This window comes from Citrobacter sp. VF227, from assembly GCF_052950715.1.
This window is the reverse complement of record NZ_JBRFVF010000008.1, coordinates 104,843-123,486: the sequence shown is the minus strand read 5'-3', so window position 1 is coordinate 123,486 and position 18,644 is coordinate 104,843. Positions and strand designations below refer to the sequence as shown.

Genomic DNA, 18,644 nt, shown 5'->3' with positions numbered 1-18,644 from the left:
AAAACAACATGCAGAGGGAAAGATGAGTTCCACCAGAAGAGGGATGATGAACGTCCTGATTGCCGCCGTATTGTGGGGAAGTTCGGGCGTGTGTGCGCAGTACATCATGGAGCAAAGTCAGATGTCGTCACAATTTCTGACCATGACGCGCCTGATATTCGCCGGGCTGATTCTGCTGATGCTCTCTTTCGTTCACGGCGATAAAGTCTTCTCGATTATCAAAAACCGCAAAGATGCCATCAGTCTGCTGATTTTTTCCGTAGCCGGAGCGCTCACCGTACAACTCACCTTCCTGCTGACTATTGAAAAATCTAACGCCGCCACGGCAACGGTACTGCAATTTTTGTCACCGACCATTATCGTGGCGTGGTTTTCCGTGGTTCGCAAAGCACGACCGGGAATATTAGTGTTGACCGCGATTTTCACCTCGCTCATTGGCACCTTCTTACTGGTCACCCACGGTAACCCAACGTCGCTGTCTATTTCACCTGCCGCGCTGTTCTGGGGAATTGCTTCGGCGTTTGCCGCCGCGTTCTACACCACTTACCCCTCTACGCTTATCGCGCGCTACGGTACGCTGCCGATCGTCGGCTGGAGCATGTTGATAGGTGGCCTGATCCTGCTCCCGTTCTATGCCGGAGAGGGAACAAACTTCGTGGTTAATGGCAGTTTAATTCTGGCGTTTTTCTATCTGGTGGTCATCGGCACGTCACTCACGTTTAGCCTGTACCTGAAAGGCGCGCAGATGATTGGTGGGCCGAAGGCGAGCATTTTAAGCTGCGCGGAACCCTTGAGCAGCGCATTGCTGTCCCTGCTGCTGTTAGGCATTACATTTACCCTGCCTGACTGGCTGGGCACACTTTTGATCCTCTCATCGGTAGTACTGATCTCAATGGACTCACGTCGCCGCGCCAGAGCGGTTTAATCCCAATCGGCGCGGCAACAGGTCACGATTACCAGCCCGGAACCGCGCCGCCGTTAAAGATAGTTTCTGCCGCCTTTGCCACTTCCGGTGACTGATAAGATTGCAGGAATTCCTTCACATTCTCGGCATCTTTATTGTCTTCTCGCGCCACCAGGATGTTCACGTACGGTGAGTTTTTGTCTTCGATAAATACACTGTCATGTACCGGAGAAAGTCCGGTTTGCTGGATGTAGGTGGTACTGATAATCGCTACATCCACTTTCTGATCGTCCAACACGCGCGGCAACTGCGCGCCTTCCAGTTCCATAATTTTCAGATGTCGCGGATTATCAGTAATATCCAGCGCTGTGGGTAGCAAGCCTGTATTTGCTTTCAGCGTAATTAACTTCTCTTTTTGCAGCAGCAACAGCGCCCGCCCGAGGTTAGTAGGATCGTTAGGTATCGCAATCGTCGCACCATCTTTAAGCTCCGCAATGGTTTTGATTTTCTTCGAATAACCGGCCATCGGGAACACAAAGGTATTGCCCACCGCAACCAGCTTATAGTCGTGTGCTTTATTATCTTGTTCGAGGAACGGACGATGCTGGAAGACGTTGGCATCCAGCTCACCCTGATTGGTGGCATCGTTGGGCAGCAAAGAACCGCTAAACCCAATTAACTCCACCTCCAGGCCATATTTTTCTTTAGCAACTCTCTTCGCGACCTCCGCCACATCCTGCTCTGCGCCGTTAATCACCCCCACTTTGATATGCTTTGCATCACTGCTCTGCTGATCGCATCCTGCCAGCAATAATCCTGCCAGTAATACCGCCGTCCCAGCCCTGAAATAAGGTATCTTCAACTTCACGTTTTATCCTTTAGTAATAACCGCCTGATGAGTAATGAAATGACTATAGCGGCAAGGCCGCTGCGGTTTAAAAAACGAAAAAGCATCAGCAAGAAGAAAAAAGAATAAAGCAGACATATGTACAAAAATGCCCGGTGGCACCTAACGCTTACCGGGCATTTATTGTGTGCCATCCGGCGATAGCAACATCACACCAGGGTTTTGACTATCTCCATCAATCTGGCGACATCTTCAGGCCGGGTATTGCCGATTTGCGAGTCGATAATCGAGCTGTACACATGCGGCATGACCCGCGGTACGCCCGCCTCAAGACAAGTTCGCAGGATAATGCCGAAGTTATCCAGATCGATACCGCCGGTCGGCTCAATCAACGTCATGCCGTTGCGCGCCGCGGTCGTCGCCAGCGCGTAAAGCTCAGGCAACGATTTCTCACCGCCCATCGGGAAGAACTTCGCCGCATGCGCGCCAGAGTCCAGCATCATGCGCACTGCCGCATCACAAGAAACGCGGGCCGGCGTACCCCGACTGCTGCTGACGCCGGTGGAGATCAGCACCTCGCCAGGCGTTCCGGTCGGGCTGACCAGGGCGTTGATGTGGGTCTGCTCGCCACCCGTTGCAGCCAGCGCGCCTGCCGCAAAACCACAACCGGTAAAGGTCTGGTTGACGTGTGCCGGATGGACCTGTGAGGCAATCATTGCCGCTTTGTAATACTGCGCCGGATCGCCCGCCCCCAGCCCTACGGAAATTGACGGCACTTCAGCCATCCAGCGCTTCACTTCCACAACGCCTTCCTCAACCGAGGCAAACTGCGCGGAAAGGATGCCGATCGCCGCATGGCCTTCGGCGGCGTCATAGATTTCCCGGGCGTTGGCGATATCTTTTGCCAGCACGTTAATGGCCACTTTATTACGATAAAAATTAATGTGCTGCATGTTCTGCAATCTCCTTTAATCGCGCCACGATCAGCACCATTTCCCCTTCTGCGACCGTACGCGGGTCGAGACTAAAGACACCCTGGTGAAGGTTATAACGACGCGCGTAAATCGCGATATCGCCCCCGCGCAGCTGTGCTTCTACGGCGTAGGCATCCAGCCCCAACTCCTGTGCATTAACCTGAATACGAACCCGCCAGATGGCGCGCCCGGCTTCGTCCTGCTCAATATCCGCCTTCAATCCGTGAATCGCTGAAATCGCCTGCGCCACAGGTTGCAGTTCTTCAGCGGTGACCACGGTTTGCCCCTGATGATAGTTTTCCAGGGCATACACCAGCCCGACCATATTCTCTTTGCCGATCTTCATCGCCCGGGCAATACCGTGGTGCTGCGCTTTACACGCGGCAATCCACTGTTTCTTTCCGGTGATAAACCCGGAGGTCGGCGCGTTAAAGGCTTTTGCCCCGCTGTAGATCACCATATCCGCCCCGCTCGCCACCCAGGCGTGTAAGTCTTCCTCGGCGGCGGCATCAACAATCAGCGGCAGGTTGTGAACCTGCGCAACCTGCACGAAGTCCGCAATGTCTAACATACCTTTCTGCACGCAGTGATGAGATTTCACATACAGTAGCGCGGCGGTGTTGTCGGTAATCGCACTCTCCAGCTGCCAGCGGGCCGCCAGATTACTTGAGCCAACCTCCACCACGCGTCCGCCGCCCAGGCGAATCGCACTGGTGATGGGCGCCCCGTAATCCACGTTATGTCCACGCAGCATAACCACTTCATTGGCCATACCTGCGCTATCTGGCATCAACGTGACTCGCGCCTGATCACCGCGGGTAATGGCAGCGGCAACGGCAATCGCAATACCCGCCGAGGCACACGAAGTAACATAGCTGTCCTCCGCGCCGGTGTAGCGGGAAACCAATTGACCGGTACGGTCCACCAGCCGGTCAATTTCAACAAAGGCCGCAGCTGCCCGCGCGGTGGCTTGCATCACCTCCGGCGCGACGCTGGAAACGCCAAGAATCGTCATCTTGCCGCAGGCGTTAATCACCTGTTTTAGCCCCAGTTGTTGATAGATATTCTGTGTCATGGCTTACAACACTCCCAGCAGCGAACAGACCACGCTGAGCGCGACAATTGACAGCAAAATCGTGGTGTAACGCGGCCCTTTCTTCACCAGATAGAAGTAAATAGCGAACACCGCCGCCAGCGGCAACAGGCCGGGGGCAATAGAGTCGAGGATTTGCTGGACCACCACTTCAGAGCCTTTCAGGGCACTGAGTTTTAACGGTGTGGTGATCTTGACGTAGCTTGCCGACAGCGCGCCCATCATGATCAGGCCCAACACGTTCGCGCCGTAGATCAGTTCCTTAATTCGCCCTCCCTGCAGCAGACCGATAATCGAGTCACGCCCCAGCGTGTACCCTTTGTGCACCATACCGTAGCTGATTGCTAACGTAATGGCCGGGTAGAGGATTAACGGTACAATTCCGCCCATCGCGCTGCCATTGGCGGCAAATGGGATGAAAATGGCAATCAACAGCGGCATCACGGCGGCCCAGATGATCGAATCTCCCATCCCGGCCAGCGGCCCCATCAAACCCGTTTTTATCCCGGTGATGGATGCGTCGCTGATCGGCTCACCGCGCGTTTTTTGCTCCTCCATCGCAATGGAGATCCCCTGAATTACCGCCCCGAACGTCTGCTCTGAGTTGAAGAAGTTCAGATGGCGTTTCAGCGCTTCTACCTGTTCCTCTTTTTGCGGGTAAAGCTTTTTGATGATCGGCGTCATCGAGGCGCAGAAAATCAGGCTTTGCAAACGCTCATAGGAGCTGGAAACTTCCGCGCCCAGCCAGTAGATAAACCAGGCTTTGGTGATATCGGCTTTGGTCAGCGTGCCGCTTTCACGCGCACGCTCCACCAGTTCGTGTTGCATTACGTCGCTGCTCATCATGCTGCTCCTTCATTTTTTGCCAGACCTTTAATCAGGAAGGCCACGCAGGTTCCAAAGATTGCCATCGCCATGATGTCCACCTTCAGGTACAGCACCGCGAAGAATCCGCCGATAAACCACGGCAGCAAGCTCTTTTTACCGATCACCATAATGGTGATGGCGAAGCCCAGCGCTGGCAGAATGCCGCCCATAATTTCAAAAGAGTGCGTCAGCCAGTGCGGCATCAGCTTAAGGAAGCTTTCCACCACGTCCTGACCAAAATAGTTGGCGGCAAAAACCACCGGGAAACGTAGTACCAGGCCAAGCAACGCCGGGTAGAGGAACGCACAGCGCATAATGCCCGCCATGTTGGCCGTTTCCGCATGCTTGTCGGCCATATGCACCCAGGCCGCGTTTAACGTACGGCGTAGCTGGTCGAGAAACACGCCGATGACGCCAAACGGGATCGCCAGCGCGATAGCCAGGTTCGGGTCCATTCCGGCCTTCACGGCGATAGGAATTGAAATACAGGCGGCCAGCGCCGGATCCGACGGGACGTTACCGCCCGGCGTGGAGGTCACGCCGAGGTAAACCAGCTGCATACCTGCGCCAATGATCATCGCCGTTTCCATATTGCCTAACAGCAGGCCAACGAATACGGCAATGACCACCGGTTGCAGCAGCATAGCGGAGAAGGTGTAGCCAAGGCGTAAGCGGGCAAACCAGTAATACAACCCCATCAGGCTTGCAAAGACTAAAGTATCCATAATTAGTTACCCTGTTATCAAAGAGTTAGAATTTTTTCAGGATATCGTCCAGCGACTGCGGCTTATCCTCCGGGATGGTCTGGAAGAACACCTGAATCCCGCGATTTTTCAGGTCGCTCAGAATGCCGACATCTTTTTCATCCAGCGTAATGTTCTGGAATACCGCTTTGCGGTTTGGCCCTCCGCCCAGACCACCAACCTGAATAGTGGTGACATCAAAGCCTAACTGGACCGCTTCCTGAACAGCCGCCAGAGAGGGGAACAGCACCAGCACTTTGCCGTCACCAAGCTGGTTTTCTTTCCAGGCGGCAGCAAAACTTTGGTTACCGAAGCAATCCACTTTGATGTTCGGCGGCGCGGCCATCAGGTAGATGTTTTTCATAAACGGATCGGCATCCAGTTCATCGCTGACCACCGCAATCCGGTTGGCCTGAGATTGTCCAACCCACTTGGTCACCACTTGTCCATGAATCAGACGGCTATCGATACGACATAAGACGATGTTTGCCATGATGTTTATTCCTTATTGTGATTGTTGTAATTGACGCACGTGGGCAACAACGTCCAGGCAACTGCTACGCCCGGCTTCGACCAGTTCAGCCACGCAGCGGGTCAACTGGCCATGCTCGCGTTTGTCGAGCGCCTCCAGTAGCAAAGAGGCATTGAGCCCGGAAATCACTGCTACCGGGTAATCGGCACTCAGCCGCGCCGCCACGTTAGAAGTGGTGCCGCCAATAAAATCAGTCAGGATCAGTGAACCTTCCGGCATCGTTTTCACCACGACTTCAACACGCTGGTAAAACTCGCCGAGCGTATCAACGGGCATCAGCGCAATTTCCATCACGCCTTTGATTTCACCCATCACCATGCGCAGGCTGTTGCAAAGCTGTTGCCCCCAGCCGCCATGGGTCAGCAGCAGGATCTGGGGCAAGGATTCAGTGGTAGTCAAAATGGCCTCCTGGCTCGATTACATAGACATAGGTAAACAGAGCAAAGGTTGTGCCAGAATTTGTGTCACGCAGGGAAGAGAGGGGAACTGGCGAGGCAGAGAGCCGCGCCAGTAAACGGATTAGCTATACAGCAGTTCGTAGATATAAAAATATTCCGCGTCCGATAACCGAATGGCATAGGCCTCTTCGATCGGCAGGAAAGCAGATTTAATGACACTAAACGCGCGATTATCCAGATCCGGCTTGTTCTCCAGCGCCATCTGTAACGGTTTACGGTTAATCACGATACGCTCGACCATACAGCAGCAGTGGATCAGGAAGCGCAGTGTCACCTGACGACTCGGTTTCAGCGCAAGGGCGGTGGTCAGATGGTTAAGCACACCCTCCATCTCTTTCAGAATACGCTGCGGGTTGAGCACCGAAATATGATTAATGATGCTTTCCATGGTCAACGCGCTGATAAAGCGCATTGCACTGCGCTCCATCTCCACACGGCGTTCGCTGCTGGAGAGATCCGGCGTCAGCAAACTGAGCACCAGCTCGGGGCCTTGCTCAGAGAATAGCTCCTCAAGCGAGATAAACGGAATATCCGGCAGTCCTGGCTGGAAAGTACCAACAATACCCGCCAGACGTTCACTGGCATGCAGCGACTGCTGGACGCGTTCCAGACTACGGACTTCGTTGTAATCGAGGATCACCATCCGCGTGTCCTGCGACATCAGCTCGCCAAAGCTCTCCTCCAGCACCTTTTTGATTTTTTCCGCCGTTCCCATCCCGGTAATACAGGAGATCACCAGCACCTTACCGCCGTTTTCTTGCTGCGGAGTACACAGCTGACAGGGAATACCTTTGTTTTGCATTAACGCCGCCAGTTGCGTTAAATCACTGGTTTCGTAGCTTAAATCCAGCCCGATTTCCAGCAGGCTGGTGAGCGTGATATTGGGCATCAGCAGCACGTCTATCTGGAATAACTTACTGACTGTGCTGCCAAAATGCACCAGTGAGCCAATATCTACCATCAGGATCAATCGGCGATATTGTCGGGTCTGGATCATCTGCGTCAGGGCTTCCAACGTGTCATGCACCGACTGCTCAAAAGGCATATCGATAGCGCAGAACACCTCGCGCTCCAGCACGCGATTCACGTACTGCGCCTGGCTTGTCGCCGTCGTCGCGCCGTGGGCAATCAAAATCACCCCGCAGTCCGGACTGGCATCAATCCGTTGGCGGTAATGGCGACACTCTTTGAGGAACAGGCACAACCAGACCACTTCCGTCGCCGGACACTGAATATGCAACAGTTCATTGATTTTCCGGCATAACAGCGTGGCGTTGTCATATTCATCTTTACAGCGATCGAGGATCAGGCTGGAAGAATAAAGCTGGGGAATAAGCCCGCGCTGCACATAGCCAATCAGCGCCAGGAAGTGTTTACGCAGCGGGTTAATCAGATTCTCCGGCAGCGTGAAACCGAGCACCTGCTCAACGCAGCCGATCAGCAGCGTGACGCGCTCTTCTATCTGATCGCCATAGCGTGGCGGATGCCCCACGCTGTCACGGCTGTAGAGACCATATTCAAAAATGGAACTGAGTTTGTTTTTGAGGATCGCCAGCGTTTCGGCTGGCGGTACGTTGCTGTTACGCAGATTAATATATTCCCGGGTCAGGAAGCTGTAGAAGAGATCGCTCTCTTCTATTTCGGCTCCGGTCGCCAGTGAATTTTTCAGCGCGGGCAGCGTGCGGGCATCGATGCTTAAATGCTCTTTGCCTTCGAACAGCGCACCAACCAGCAAACGCTGTTCCGGCGTGGCATTAAATGAAATCTCCGCCAGGCGTTTATCCAGCTGTAGCGTGTCGCTGTGCTCGGTCATCCCTGAGGCCCAGGCCTGGGCGCAGAGAAACTGAATGTCGCTCTTAAGTTGACCAATGTTACCTTCCAGCGGCTTGTTCAGTAGCCAGAGCAGTAAGGTGCGGTCGATACTTACCGTACGCTCGATTTTGCGGCTCTCGCGCTGTAAAAAACCAACAATCAGCTCTACCTGCTCTTCCACCGAACGCTGGCGGATGCCGGGCAAATCGATACACACCTGGATACGTCGCTGGAAGGTACGCAACAATGCCGAACTCACCGGCTCGGTGGTGGCGCAAATCAGGCGCACCGAAATAGACCGCGCCACGGTGCTTGAACCCAGCGGCCGGTATTCGCCTTTGTCGAGAATAGAGAACAGCTTTTCCTGACCTTCATACGGCAGACGATGCACTTCGTCGAGCAGCAGATAACCGCCGTCGGCCTGCTCGATCAGACCGGGTTTATTTTCGTTTGCGCCGGTAAACGCCCCCTGTCGATGACCAAACAGGTGCGAAGAAAGCAGCTCCGGGTTGTGGGCGTATTCCGCACAGTTAAAGTAAACCAGCGGCGGTGGCGTTCCCACTGCGCGTTCGCAGGCAAAACGGTGCATCAGTTCGGCAAAAAAAGTTTTGCCGACGCCGGAGGGACCGGTCAGCAGAACGTGCAGCCCGTGGGGATACAGCACCGCTGCGCGGCCTTTTTCCACCGCGTCGCGCAGGCTGCGATCGTAACCAATCAGGCCGGTAAAGGGATCGTCTGTCGTCAGGTTTTCTTGTTCAGGTAACAGATCGGCAACGGTTTGCACTTCGCGCTCAGACTCATCCAGTTTGCGCCCCAGCAGCGTTTCAATCGCCTGACGATGCAGAAAAAATACCGGGCGTCCTCGGCTTTTAATCGCCAGGCCGTCGTTCCAGAGCTGATTGAGATCTTTACTGACCGAGTTGCGCGCCAGCCCGAGGTTAAAGCCGATAGCCTCTGCTGTGAACGCCGTTTCCTGCGCCAGATGGGTAAGATTCAGTCCTCGCGTCAGCCGTTCCAGCTCCCCCAGTATTATCTCAATCCGTCTCATCTCTTTACCGCTTAAGAAATAAATGATTGTTCAGAACATACACTATTCTGCTGCGCAAGAAAGTGAGGCGGCGTCCAGACCTTCCGGTCATCAAAACGTTTTCGACAAATAATGCCGCGCAGAGCCGGTTTCCGGAAAGTTATCGAGGGTCATTTGCAGCTGATAACCGTTTTTCTGATAAAACGGCAGCGCCTGGAAACTCATCGTGTCCACCAGCGCATGCAGGCATCCTCTCTCACGCGCTGTCTGTTCGGCAGACTGCATCAATTTTGTGCCGTAACCACCTTTACGCAGCGAATCATGCATCCACAGGAAATCTATACACAGCCATTCCCCTTTAATTTTGCCAATCAACCCGCCCAGAATTTCATTGCTTTCATCGCGCCAGTACACCGCCAGGTCGCCAAAGTTGGTGGTTCGCAGGAACTGGCGGTTGTAGGCGCGCAATCCGGCAAGCAGGGCATTTTGATCGTCTTCGGTAATGGTATCTGTAATCTGTATTTGCATCCTATCCTCCTGAAAAAATACAACTTCTGGCTGATTTTTTGTTTGAAAATTAACACAGGCTGATGAGTGAGACGCATGCCGTCTACACTTACTCTTGAGATGATGCGCATCGACAACAAGGATTATTATCATGAAACGAGCCGCTTTACCGCTTATTGCCATTCTTTTCACGCTGCCGGGTTTTGCGCAGGCCGATTCGGCTTATGGCTCTCTACAGTCCGTTCATGAAAAAAACACCGTATTAAAGGACTTACGCAAGATTTGCACCCCACAGGGATCACCCTCCGATGATGTGTGGGAAAAAACGATTATGTCTGATACACGTAATCAGCAGCATATCCGCGAGGCTATTCTGGCAATACAAAGAAATAACCAGAACAACTACTGGGAAGCGTTGGGCAAAGTTGAATGCCCGGATTTGTAACTATCGTATTGAAAAACGAGCGCTGTAACCGGTTTCTGCGTAGCAAAATCGCCTATTGTGTAGGGAAGTGAAATACATCAAGGAGCAAGATAATGCGATACCGTTTTCCTGATAACTTTTGGTGGGGGAGTGCCTGCTCGGCGCTGCAAACCGAAGGGGATAGCCTGAATGGCGGCAAAAGCCAGACAACATGGGACGTGTGGTTCGACCGTCAGCCTGGGCGTTTCCACCAAGGGGTTGGCCCGGCGAACACCTCAACGTTTTATCAGCACTGGAAACAGGACATCGCACTGCTCAAACAGCTGAAACATAACAGCTTCCGCACCTCAATCAGTTGGTCACGCCTGATTCCGGACGGTACTGGCGAGATTAATCCTGAGGCCGTCGATTTCTATAACAACGTCATCGACGAGCTGTTGGCGCAAGGTATTACACCGTTTATCACCCTGTTTCACTTCGACATGCCGATGGTGATGCAGGAGAAAGGCGGCTGGGAAAACCGTGACGTGGTTGAGGCGTTTGGACGCTACGCGCAGACCTGTTTTAAATTATTCGGCAACCGGGTTAAACACTGGTTCACCTTTAATGAACCGATTGTCCCGGTGGAAGGCGGCTATTTGTATGACTTCCATTACCCTAACGTAGTGGATTTCAAACGCGCGGCCACCGTGGCGTATCACACTGTGCTGGCGCATTCCAAGGCGGTGCGAACGTATCGCGCCGGAAACTACGGCGGTGAAATCGGTGTGATCCTAAATCTGACGCCCTCTTATCCACGCTCGCAGCACCCGGCGGATGTAAAAGCCGCGCACCATGCGGATCTGCTGTTTAACCGCAGCTTTCTTGACCCGGTACTAAAAGGGGAATATCCGGCGGATCTGGTCGAACTGCTGGCAGAGTACGATCAGCTACCAGCCTGTCAGCCAGGCGACTGTCAGCTCATCGCCGAGGGGAAAATCGACCTGCTTGGTATCAATTATTATCAGCCGCGCCGCGTGAAATGTCGTGATACTGCCGTTAATCCAAACGCGCCGTTTATGCCAGAGTGGCTGTTTGATTATTACGAAATGCCGGGGCGTAAAATGAACCCTTACCGTGGCTGGGAAATTTATGAGCCAGGTATTTACGATATTATTACTAATCTGCGTGATAATTACGGCAACCCGCGCTGCTTTATTTCTGAAAACGGTATGGGTGTGGAAAATGAGCAACGTTTCGTTGAGCATGACCAGATCAACGATAGCTACCGCATTGAATTTGTTTCCGGGCATCTTAAATGGCTACATAAAGGCATTAGCGAAGGTTGCAATTGTCTTGGCTACCATATGTGGACTTTTATTGATAACTGGTCCTGGCTCAACGGATATAAAAACCGCTACGGTTTTGTCCAGTTAGATTTAGACACGCAAAAACGTACGGTGAAGAAAAGCGGCGAATGGTTTGCCCATACCGCCGAAAACAAGGGTTTTAATTAAAAATAACCAGGATGCCGGATAGCGATCCGGCATACCGAGCTTAGTTTATTGCATACCCTTTATGCGAACTTTTGCTGCCACCAGAAGCGCCGTCAGCAGCATCAGGCTGCCGGAAAGCATCAGGGGCGACAGCAATCCGAGGTTATCGAGCGCATAGCCTCCTACTGCGGCCCCGCAGGTATTGGCAAGCTGGATCACGGCGACCTGGATGGATCCGGCTTTTTCTGCCTGATCGGCAAGTGAGCGCGTGATCCACGTCGACCAGCCTACCGGTACCAGCGCAAACGCCAGTCCCCAGATAATCGCAATGCCAGCCGCAACAACTTTGTCGCTGCCCCACAGGATCAGGACCAACGCACTGAACGCCAACACCAGTGGCGCGCCGGCTAACGCAAGTTTGACCGAGCGCTTCAGAATCACCGACGAAAGCGACGTACCAACAAAGCTGGCAATACCGAAACTGAGCAGCACCAGCGTCAGACCATCAACGTCAAAGCCCGCCAGATTCATATAGATCGGGCGAATATAGGTAAAGAAGGCGAACTGCCCGGCAAAGGACATAAAGATGGCAATCATCCCGGCCATCACCCCCGGGCGCTGCAGCAGACTGAACATATTTTGTTTTTGGTGCGAAGGCTCACCGGGCAGCGATGGCAGCGCTCTCACCACCCAAATCGTACACAGCACGCCCATGACCGCCGCCGCATTAAACACATTACGCCAACCGATAATGCCGCCCAAAAAACTTCCCAGCGGGGCGGCAATCACCAGCGCGATGGAGACTGCGCCAAAAATAACCGACAGCGCTTTCGGCACCGTACGAGCGGGAACCAAACGCATGGTCAGCGACGCCGACATCGCCCAGAAGCCACCAAGCGCCAGACCGAGGCAGGCGCGGCCAACGAGCAACAGCGAAAAAGAGTTGGCAAAGGAAACCAGCAGGCAGGAGAGCGTCAGCAGCACCGAAAACAGGATCACCACGTAGCGACGATCGGTCGCCTGGATGATTTGCGTCACAAACAGGCTGGCAAACATAGCGACAAATGCCGTCACCGTCACCGATTGTCCGGCAACACCTTCCGAAATACCCAGATCCTGTGCCATCGGCGTTAGCAGGCTAACGGGCAGAAACTCAACGGTTATCAGGCAGGCAACGCAGAACGCCACGGCGAATACCGCCGACCAGTTAGGTCGGATATTCACTTCAGCGCGGGATTTTTGTTCAACAGCTTCACTCATTTTGTTACCTGCGTGGAATTATTGTAGAAAAGTTACGCAGTGTAACATTAAATTTGTGACCTATTTAACGTTTCAACAACTTTCACGGCTGAATGGCGATGTGGCTTATTCCATCTACGGCAGGGCCCTTTTATCGGCCTGATAAGCGTAATGCCATCAGGCATTAATTACTGTCAGTGCAGCCAGTGCACGCCATCTTCGGGCTGGAAAAAGGCGTTATAGCGCATTTGAAACGCATTAAGCTCCTGCATATCCGGCTCCATTTCGCGCAGAAATCCGAGCGCCAGACGCACTTGCGCGTCGGTAATCGGCGCAGCCAGCCGAGCTTTTTGCAGCCAACGGTGCCACTGCAGCAGATTCGGCTCACTGCTGTCGACAATCACGATTTGCCAGATCAACAGCACCTGGGCAGCATTTTGCAGATGCGATTCGTCAGGCCGGTGCAGGTACTGTAAAAACGCCTCGCCCTGCACTTTTCCCATCTGATCGATCATCGATTCTACCGGCACGACATCAATATTCAGTCGCTCGCTCAGACGGCGAATTGCGCGTCGTGAACCGGACGTCAGCACCCGAAATCCCACCACAAAAACAACCACCAGGGTGGTCAGCATTATCCAAATCATGCGCACATCCATTACCAGACAGGATGCCCATCATAACGGCAAATTTATCGCTGTCGATGGATGAACGCCACGGCATAAAAAAGCCCGCCATTAAGGCGGGCAAAAGTTACCAATGCACACTTAACTTAAGCGACTTTCAGTTGTTGAATCTTTTTCTCGCGACGAATTTTACGTTCTTCGAACACAGCCACGATGGCCATCAGGCAGATACAGCCGATGGCGGCGGTGTCCAGCGCGGCGAAGGTTCCTGCCCAGCCGGTGAGGCCGAAAATCGGCGTACCGTCGGCAATCATCCCCAGGCCCAGCTTGGCGAAGCTGTCACCAATCAGATAGGCGAAAGTACCTTTAATCCCGTCGGCTGCGCCGATCGCTTTTTTCGGCACAAATCCGACTGCCGCCACGCCGATTAACAGCTGTGGACCAAACACCAGGAAGCCCAGCGCAAACAGCGACGCCAGATAGACATACTGATTGCTGGCATGCTGATAAACGCCTAACGTGGCGATGATTAATGCCAGCGCTACACAGGCCACCAGGGCACGACGACCGTTCGCCAGATCAGAGAGCCAGCCCCACAGCAGCGTGCCGACCAGCGCGCCGACTTCAAACAGAGTAAAGCCCTGAATCGCCACTTCTTTGGAGAGCTTCAGCTCCTGGAAAGCGTAGACGGTGGACCACTGGTCAATACCGATACGCACCACGTACAGGAAGATGTTCGAGAAACATAACAACCAAATCACTTTGTTTTTCAGCACGTACTCAACAAAGATCTGCCATTTGGTCATTTCGTTTTCTTCGGTCTCTTTGTCCTCTTCGCTGATCTCTTCACCGAACAGCTCTTCCGCTTTGCCGAGGCCGTAAGATTCCGGGGAGTCGCTGCCGTAGCGCAGGCCGATAAAACCGACAATCAGGGCGATAATCGACGGGAAGATAAACATCCCAATGACATGGCCGTCGAACAGATAGTTGGCGCCAAACAGCGCCACGCCCGCCGCGCCCGCACCGCCGAGGTTGTGGGAGATGTTCCACATACCGAGATACGATCCACGCTTACGACGCGGCGTCCATTTGGTGATGGTGGAATAGCTACACGAGCCGCCGGTACTCTGGAAGAAGCCGCTCAGCGCGTAAAAGGCGATCATCAGAAACAGGCTGGTCGAACCCGCGCCCATGCTGGCGCTGAAGCCGAGCATACAGATGGCGGAGAGGATCAGCATAAACGGCAGGAACTGCTTGGTGTTTTTACCGTCCGCGTAGTAGGAAACCAGCGTTTTACCCACGCCGTAGGTGATGGAGAAGCCCAGGCCAATCATCCCCAGTTGCGTCATGCTCAGCCCGTAGGTGGAGATCATGTCGTTCTGCGCGATGTTGAAGTTTTTGCGGATCAGGTACATGGTCAGGTAGCCGATGAAAACCACCAGATAAGACTGCATGAACGGTTTGAACCACATTTTGCGCCGCACATCGAGCGGCAGATCCAGGGTCGGCTTGCGTACCTGGTTTAGAAAGGCCAGCATTTGACACTCCCGAGCTAATTTTTATACCTGCGAATGGCAGGCATTGTAAAAATCAGTCGGGAGACACGCCTGAGACAGCGTCCAGGTGAAACCGGGAAAATTTCTTAGTTTTGCCCTACTCGGGGAAAAAAGGTGAGGTGCATCACGCTTCGCTGACGTCGCGCGGCGCCTGGGCGTTTAAAAAAGGCAGCAACAGCAGCGCGGAAATCCCCGCCGCAATGGCAATCACCACGAAAAATCCGGTCCAGTGCCAGACTTCCATTACCTTAGCCAGCGGCCATCCGGAAAGCGACGCGCCCAGATAAGCAAACAGTCCGACAAACCCGGTCGCCGCGCCTGCGGCCTCTTTGTGCGAGCACTCCGCCGCCGCCATGCCGATCAGCATTTGCGGGCCGAAAACGAAGAATCCGGTGGTGAAGAAGCACGCCGCCTGCATCACGTAACTGGCAAACGGCATCAGCCACAGCGAGCCCACCGAGAGCAAAATCCCGGCGGCGAAGATCAAGTTCATTGGGCCACGGTTGCCGTTGAACAGTTTATCCGATCCCCAGCCCGCCACCAGCGCGCCGATAAATCCGCCCAGTTCGAACATCGTCACGGCAGTATTGGCGGTCACCAGATCAACGCCCAGCGTCTCCGACATGTACAGATTGCCCCAGTCATTGATCGCCGCACGCACCACGTACACCAGCACGTAACACAGCGAAAGCAGCCAGATATACGGGTTCAGCAGCACGTATTTGGTGAGGATCTCTTTGCGGCTCAGGCCTGCGCCTTCCTGCTGCTGGGCGATTTCCAGCTCATCATGCCGCCAGTCGCCAATCGGCGGCAGACCAATCGCCTGTGGTCTGTCGCGCAGCCGCCAGCAGAGGAAAATACCGACCACAATCGCCACCATCCCGGCAATCATCATCCCGGCACGCCAGCCATAATGCAGTGCGGCTGCCGCCATCACCATTGGGATTAATGCTCCACCAACATTATGTGCGGTATTCCACAGCGCCCACCAGCCGCCGCGTTCGGTACGCGAATACCACGCGGTCAATAAACGCGCGCAAACCGGCGACCCCCAGCCCTGGAAGAACGCATTGAGCGCCCACAGCACCGCAAAGGCCCATAGCGAGGTGGAGAAGCCAAACAGAATGTTCACCACCCCGGTAGCAATCAGCCCTATCCCCATAAAATAGCGGGCGTTGGAGCGGTCGCTGACGATACCCGACACAAACTTCGACAGCCCGTAGGTGATGTAAAACAGCGTGGCCAGCAGGCCAATGTCGCTGCGGGTCAGCACGCCGCTGGTGAGGATATCCGGCACGGCGGCGTTGAAACTCTTGCGTGTGAAATAGAACAGCGCGTAGCCGAGCCAGATGGTGATCAGAATATGCCGCCGCCAGTAGCGATAGCGGGTATCCACCTCGTGTTTATCGGTAATGAGCGGCGCGTTGGCCGGAGCTTTTAAAAACGCAAACATGGCCGCTCCTTACACATAACGTTGAGGCAGTGACACGCTGACCCGCGTGCCGTGGGTGCAGGAAATCGACAACGCCCCCCCGAGGGCGGTAATGCGTTCACGCATTCCGGTCAGGCCAAATCCCTGCTGATTCGACCCCGGTGGCAGGCCGCTGCCGTCGTCCTCAATCACCAACATCAGCCGCTCATCTTGTTGCCAGCCTTGTAACGTCACCGCGCTGGCGTTGGCGTGCTTCACAATATTGTTCAACCCTTCCTGGCAGACGCGGAACAGCGTCACGCGCTGGCTTTCGCTGAGAGCCGATTCATCAATATGCCAGTCAAGATGGCTGACGATGCCGCGGCTTTCCAGCTCCATTTCACGCATCAATGAGCGGATGGCCTGCTCCAGCGTGAGATCATCCAGTTGGCGAGGACGCAGACGACCCAGAAGGCGGCGCACCGAGTCGTAGACACCCAGCGAGAGCTGTTCAATATGCTTCCCGCTCTGCTTCACGCCCTCATTCTCCGGAGCCAGGCGCTGGACGATGCCCGCTTGCGTACGAATGGCGGTGATGGTTTGGCCGATATCATCGTGCAGCTCGCGCGCCACGTCGCGACGCACGCTCTCTTCGGTCTCCAGCAGGCGTTCAGCCAACCGATGGTTACGCGCTAACTCGTTTTGCAGCGACTGATTCAGCTCGCGCAGGCGTTGGATCCCTGCGCCGAGCAGCAACCCGGTCAGGCTTTGCGCCAACAGCGAGAGCAGTAAATCAACGGGGTGATCGTGCCAGGTCTGGCTGGCAATCAGCGCAATGGCGTTCATCAACGTCGCAATCAGTGCCCCCTGCCAGCCGTAGTGCCAGGCCAATGCGATGATTGGTAAGGCAAGGCAGAACGGCGTAAAGCGCGAAAGCTCGGCGGGTAATCCCAGCTGGAGCCACAGGCTGATGCTAAACAGCAGTAGATACCAGACCAGATGCCGCCCGCGCCAGTTCACCGGCTGAGACACCACCGCCGGGCCGAGTGGCAGCCAGGTTGTACTGGTCAGATAGTGCCAGAACACCAGGCAAATTGGGGCCAGCGTTAATCCACCGGTGAGAGTCAGCAGCAGTGCATTCCACGCAGCTTCCCCCTGCCCCAGCCACGGCAGCGACTGTAACAGCGCCGCCGCCGTCAGCGCCGCGCCCTGCAACAGCAAGGTACGCCAGTCGCGCTGATGGCGATAACGGGAGATCAGCGTCACCGGCAGCAGCGTGAGGAAGCTACCGATCATCAAAAGGGGCAAATGTTCTAGCGCCACTTCCTGCGTCAGCCAGAAAAGAAGCAGCCATTCCGCACCCAGCAACACCGGCCAGTAGCCGCGCGGACATTGCAGCATCAGCCCCAGACGCAGGCCAAATGGAAACAACAGAACCGCCAGCTCCGGGCGCTCAACCAGATGCAGGCTGATGCTCCACAGGCAGAACCACGCGGCAGAGAAGATAAAGAAGCAGGCAACAACGGTGATTACCCGGGAACAGAGCGTGTTCATTACCAGCCGTCAAACATCCGGCGGGCCAGTTCGACGTCGTTGCTGACACCCAGCTTTTCCATCAGGTTGGCGCGGTGGACGTGCACCGTTTTCGGCGACAGGCCTAGTTCGGCGGCAATTTCTTTGACCGCCATGCCTTGCGCCAGTTTTTCCGCCACCTGACGTTCGCGTTTAGTCAGCGGATCCTGACGACCGGCCGCCAGCTTGACGGCGATGTCCGGCGTCAAATAACAGCCGCCGGTCGCAACGGTATGCACCGCCGCGATCAGCTCATCCGGGCTACAGCGTTTGGAAAGGAAACCACGCGCGCCCGCGTTGAGCGCCTGCTCCACCAGCGCTGGACTGTCATGGACAGAGAGCATGATAATCGCCATTCCCTTTGGCAACTGGCTTAACAGTTCAAGGCCGGAGATGTCTGGCATCGAGATATCACAGATACAGACCTGCACGCCGCGCCCCGGTAATCCCGCCAACGCCTCGCTGCCTGAGCCAAACTCAGCCACAACCTGCAAATCAGGCTCCAGACCGAGCAGTTGGGCAAAGCCGGAGCGGACGATAGTGTGGTCGTCAATAAGGGCAACGGTGATCATGGGTT

General features: G+C 54.7%; 18 protein-coding genes. 3 read left to right on the top strand and 15 right to left on the bottom strand.

Translation table 11 applies throughout. The annotated features are described in order from the left end of the window. The first annotated feature begins 22 nt into the window (after nt 1–22). A complete protein-coding gene (locus tag ACU8YC_RS20410; protein WP_187253902.1) occupies nt 23–925 on the top strand; it encodes a carboxylate/amino acid/amine transporter in 903 nt (300 codons plus the stop codon). A gap of 28 nt (nt 926–953) precedes the next feature. On the opposite strand, the gene nlpA is transcribed toward ACU8YC_RS20410, so the two are convergent. From nlpA to ACU8YC_RS20365, 9 genes are all read right to left on the bottom strand, one after another. Continuing rightward, entirely contained in the window at nt 954–1,772 is an 819-nt protein-coding gene (gene nlpA, locus ACU8YC_RS20405; RefSeq protein ID WP_278238215.1) for a lipoprotein NlpA, read from the bottom strand. Between the two features lie 188 nt (nt 1,773–1,960). After that, nucleotides 1,961–2,704, bottom strand: a complete 744-nt coding sequence (dagF, locus tag ACU8YC_RS20400) for a 2-dehydro-3-deoxy-phosphogluconate aldolase (protein ID WP_278238216.1) — start codon at nt 2,702–2,704, stop codon at nt 1,961–1,963. After that, nucleotides 2,691–3,800 (bottom strand): D-glucosaminate-6-phosphate ammonia lyase, encoded by a 1,110-nt coding sequence (gene dgaE, locus ACU8YC_RS20395; protein ID WP_151224025.1) that lies wholly within the window; start codon nt 3,798–3,800, stop codon nt 2,691–2,693. Before dgaE ends, dagF begins: the two co-directional genes overlap by 14 nt. Nucleotides 3,801–3,803: 3 nt before the next feature. Then, nucleotides 3,804–4,664 (bottom strand): PTS system mannose/fructose/sorbose family transporter subunit IID, encoded by an 861-nt coding sequence (locus ACU8YC_RS20390; protein ID WP_005121522.1) that lies wholly within the window; start codon nt 4,662–4,664, stop codon nt 3,804–3,806. Further along, nucleotides 4,661–5,410: a PTS mannose/fructose/sorbose/N-acetylgalactosamine transporter subunit IIC gene (locus tag ACU8YC_RS20385; protein ID WP_003023960.1), complete on the bottom strand. Its 750-nt coding sequence runs from the start codon at nt 5,408–5,410 to the stop codon at nt 4,661–4,663. The genes ACU8YC_RS20390 and ACU8YC_RS20385 overlap by 4 nt, the downstream gene beginning before the upstream one ends. A gap of 25 nt (nt 5,411–5,435) precedes the next feature. After that, nucleotides 5,436–5,921, bottom strand: coding sequence for a PTS system mannose/fructose/N-acetylgalactosamine-transporter subunit IIB (locus ACU8YC_RS20380; RefSeq protein ID WP_003023959.1), 486 nt, complete (start codon nt 5,919–5,921; stop codon nt 5,436–5,438). A 12-nt stretch (nt 5,922–5,933) separates the two neighbouring features. Continuing rightward, nucleotides 5,934–6,359, bottom strand: a complete 426-nt coding sequence (locus ACU8YC_RS20375) for a PTS sugar transporter subunit IIA (protein WP_151217087.1) — start codon at nt 6,357–6,359, stop codon at nt 5,934–5,936. Nucleotides 6,360–6,479: 120 nt separating this feature from the next. Next, the gene (gene dagR, locus ACU8YC_RS20370) at nt 6,480–9,278 is read right to left on the bottom strand and encodes a transcriptional regulator DagR (RefSeq protein WP_446895682.1); all 2,799 of its coding nucleotides are present in this window, start codon (nt 9,276–9,278) and stop codon (nt 6,480–6,482) included. 90 nt (nt 9,279–9,368) lie between these two features. After that, nucleotides 9,369–9,785: a GNAT family N-acetyltransferase gene (locus ACU8YC_RS20365; protein ID WP_003840667.1), complete on the bottom strand. Its 417-nt coding sequence runs from the start codon at nt 9,783–9,785 to the stop codon at nt 9,369–9,371. A 130-nt stretch (nt 9,786–9,915) separates the two neighbouring features. Here ACU8YC_RS20365 and ACU8YC_RS20360 point away from each other — a divergent pair, with 130 nt between their 5' ends. Beyond that, nucleotides 9,916–10,209, top strand: a complete 294-nt coding sequence (locus ACU8YC_RS20360) for a YicS family protein (RefSeq protein WP_210904077.1) — start codon at nt 9,916–9,918, stop codon at nt 10,207–10,209. 92 nt (nt 10,210–10,301) lie between these two features. Further along, nucleotides 10,302–11,684, top strand: coding sequence for a glycoside hydrolase family 1 protein (locus ACU8YC_RS20355; protein WP_446895681.1), 1,383 nt, complete (start codon nt 10,302–10,304; stop codon nt 11,682–11,684). Between the two features lie 45 nt (nt 11,685–11,729). On the opposite strand, the gene nepI is transcribed toward ACU8YC_RS20355, so the two are convergent. The 6 genes from nepI to uhpA all read right to left on the bottom strand — a co-directional run bounded on the left by nepI (nt 11,730) and on the right by uhpA (nt 18,639). Continuing rightward, entirely contained in the window at nt 11,730–12,923 is a 1,194-nt protein-coding gene (nepI, locus tag ACU8YC_RS20350) for a purine ribonucleoside efflux pump NepI (protein ID WP_252838592.1), read from the bottom strand. A 173-nt stretch (nt 12,924–13,096) separates the two neighbouring features. Then, nucleotides 13,097–13,549: a DUF1198 family protein gene (locus ACU8YC_RS20345; protein WP_151217091.1), complete on the bottom strand. Its 453-nt coding sequence runs from the start codon at nt 13,547–13,549 to the stop codon at nt 13,097–13,099. 125 nt (nt 13,550–13,674) lie between these two features. Next, the gene (gene uhpT, locus ACU8YC_RS20340) at nt 13,675–15,066 is read right to left on the bottom strand and encodes a hexose-6-phosphate:phosphate antiporter (protein WP_003023929.1); all 1,392 of its coding nucleotides are present in this window, start codon (nt 15,064–15,066) and stop codon (nt 13,675–13,677) included. Nucleotides 15,067–15,208: 142 nt separating this feature from the next. Then, complete coding sequence (gene uhpC, locus ACU8YC_RS20335) at nt 15,209–16,537, bottom strand: MFS transporter (protein ID WP_151217093.1); 1,329 nt, start codon at nt 16,535–16,537, stop codon at nt 15,209–15,211. Nucleotides 16,538–16,546: 9 nt separating this feature from the next. Then, complete coding sequence (gene uhpB, locus ACU8YC_RS20330) at nt 16,547–18,049, bottom strand: signal transduction histidine-protein kinase/phosphatase UhpB (RefSeq protein ID WP_446895680.1); 1,503 nt, start codon at nt 18,047–18,049, stop codon at nt 16,547–16,549. Further along, nucleotides 18,049–18,639: a transcriptional regulator UhpA gene (gene uhpA, locus ACU8YC_RS20325; protein WP_151217095.1), complete on the bottom strand. Its 591-nt coding sequence runs from the start codon at nt 18,637–18,639 to the stop codon at nt 18,049–18,051. Before uhpA ends, uhpB begins: the two co-directional genes overlap by 1 nt. Nucleotides 18,640–18,644 lie beyond the last annotated feature (5 nt).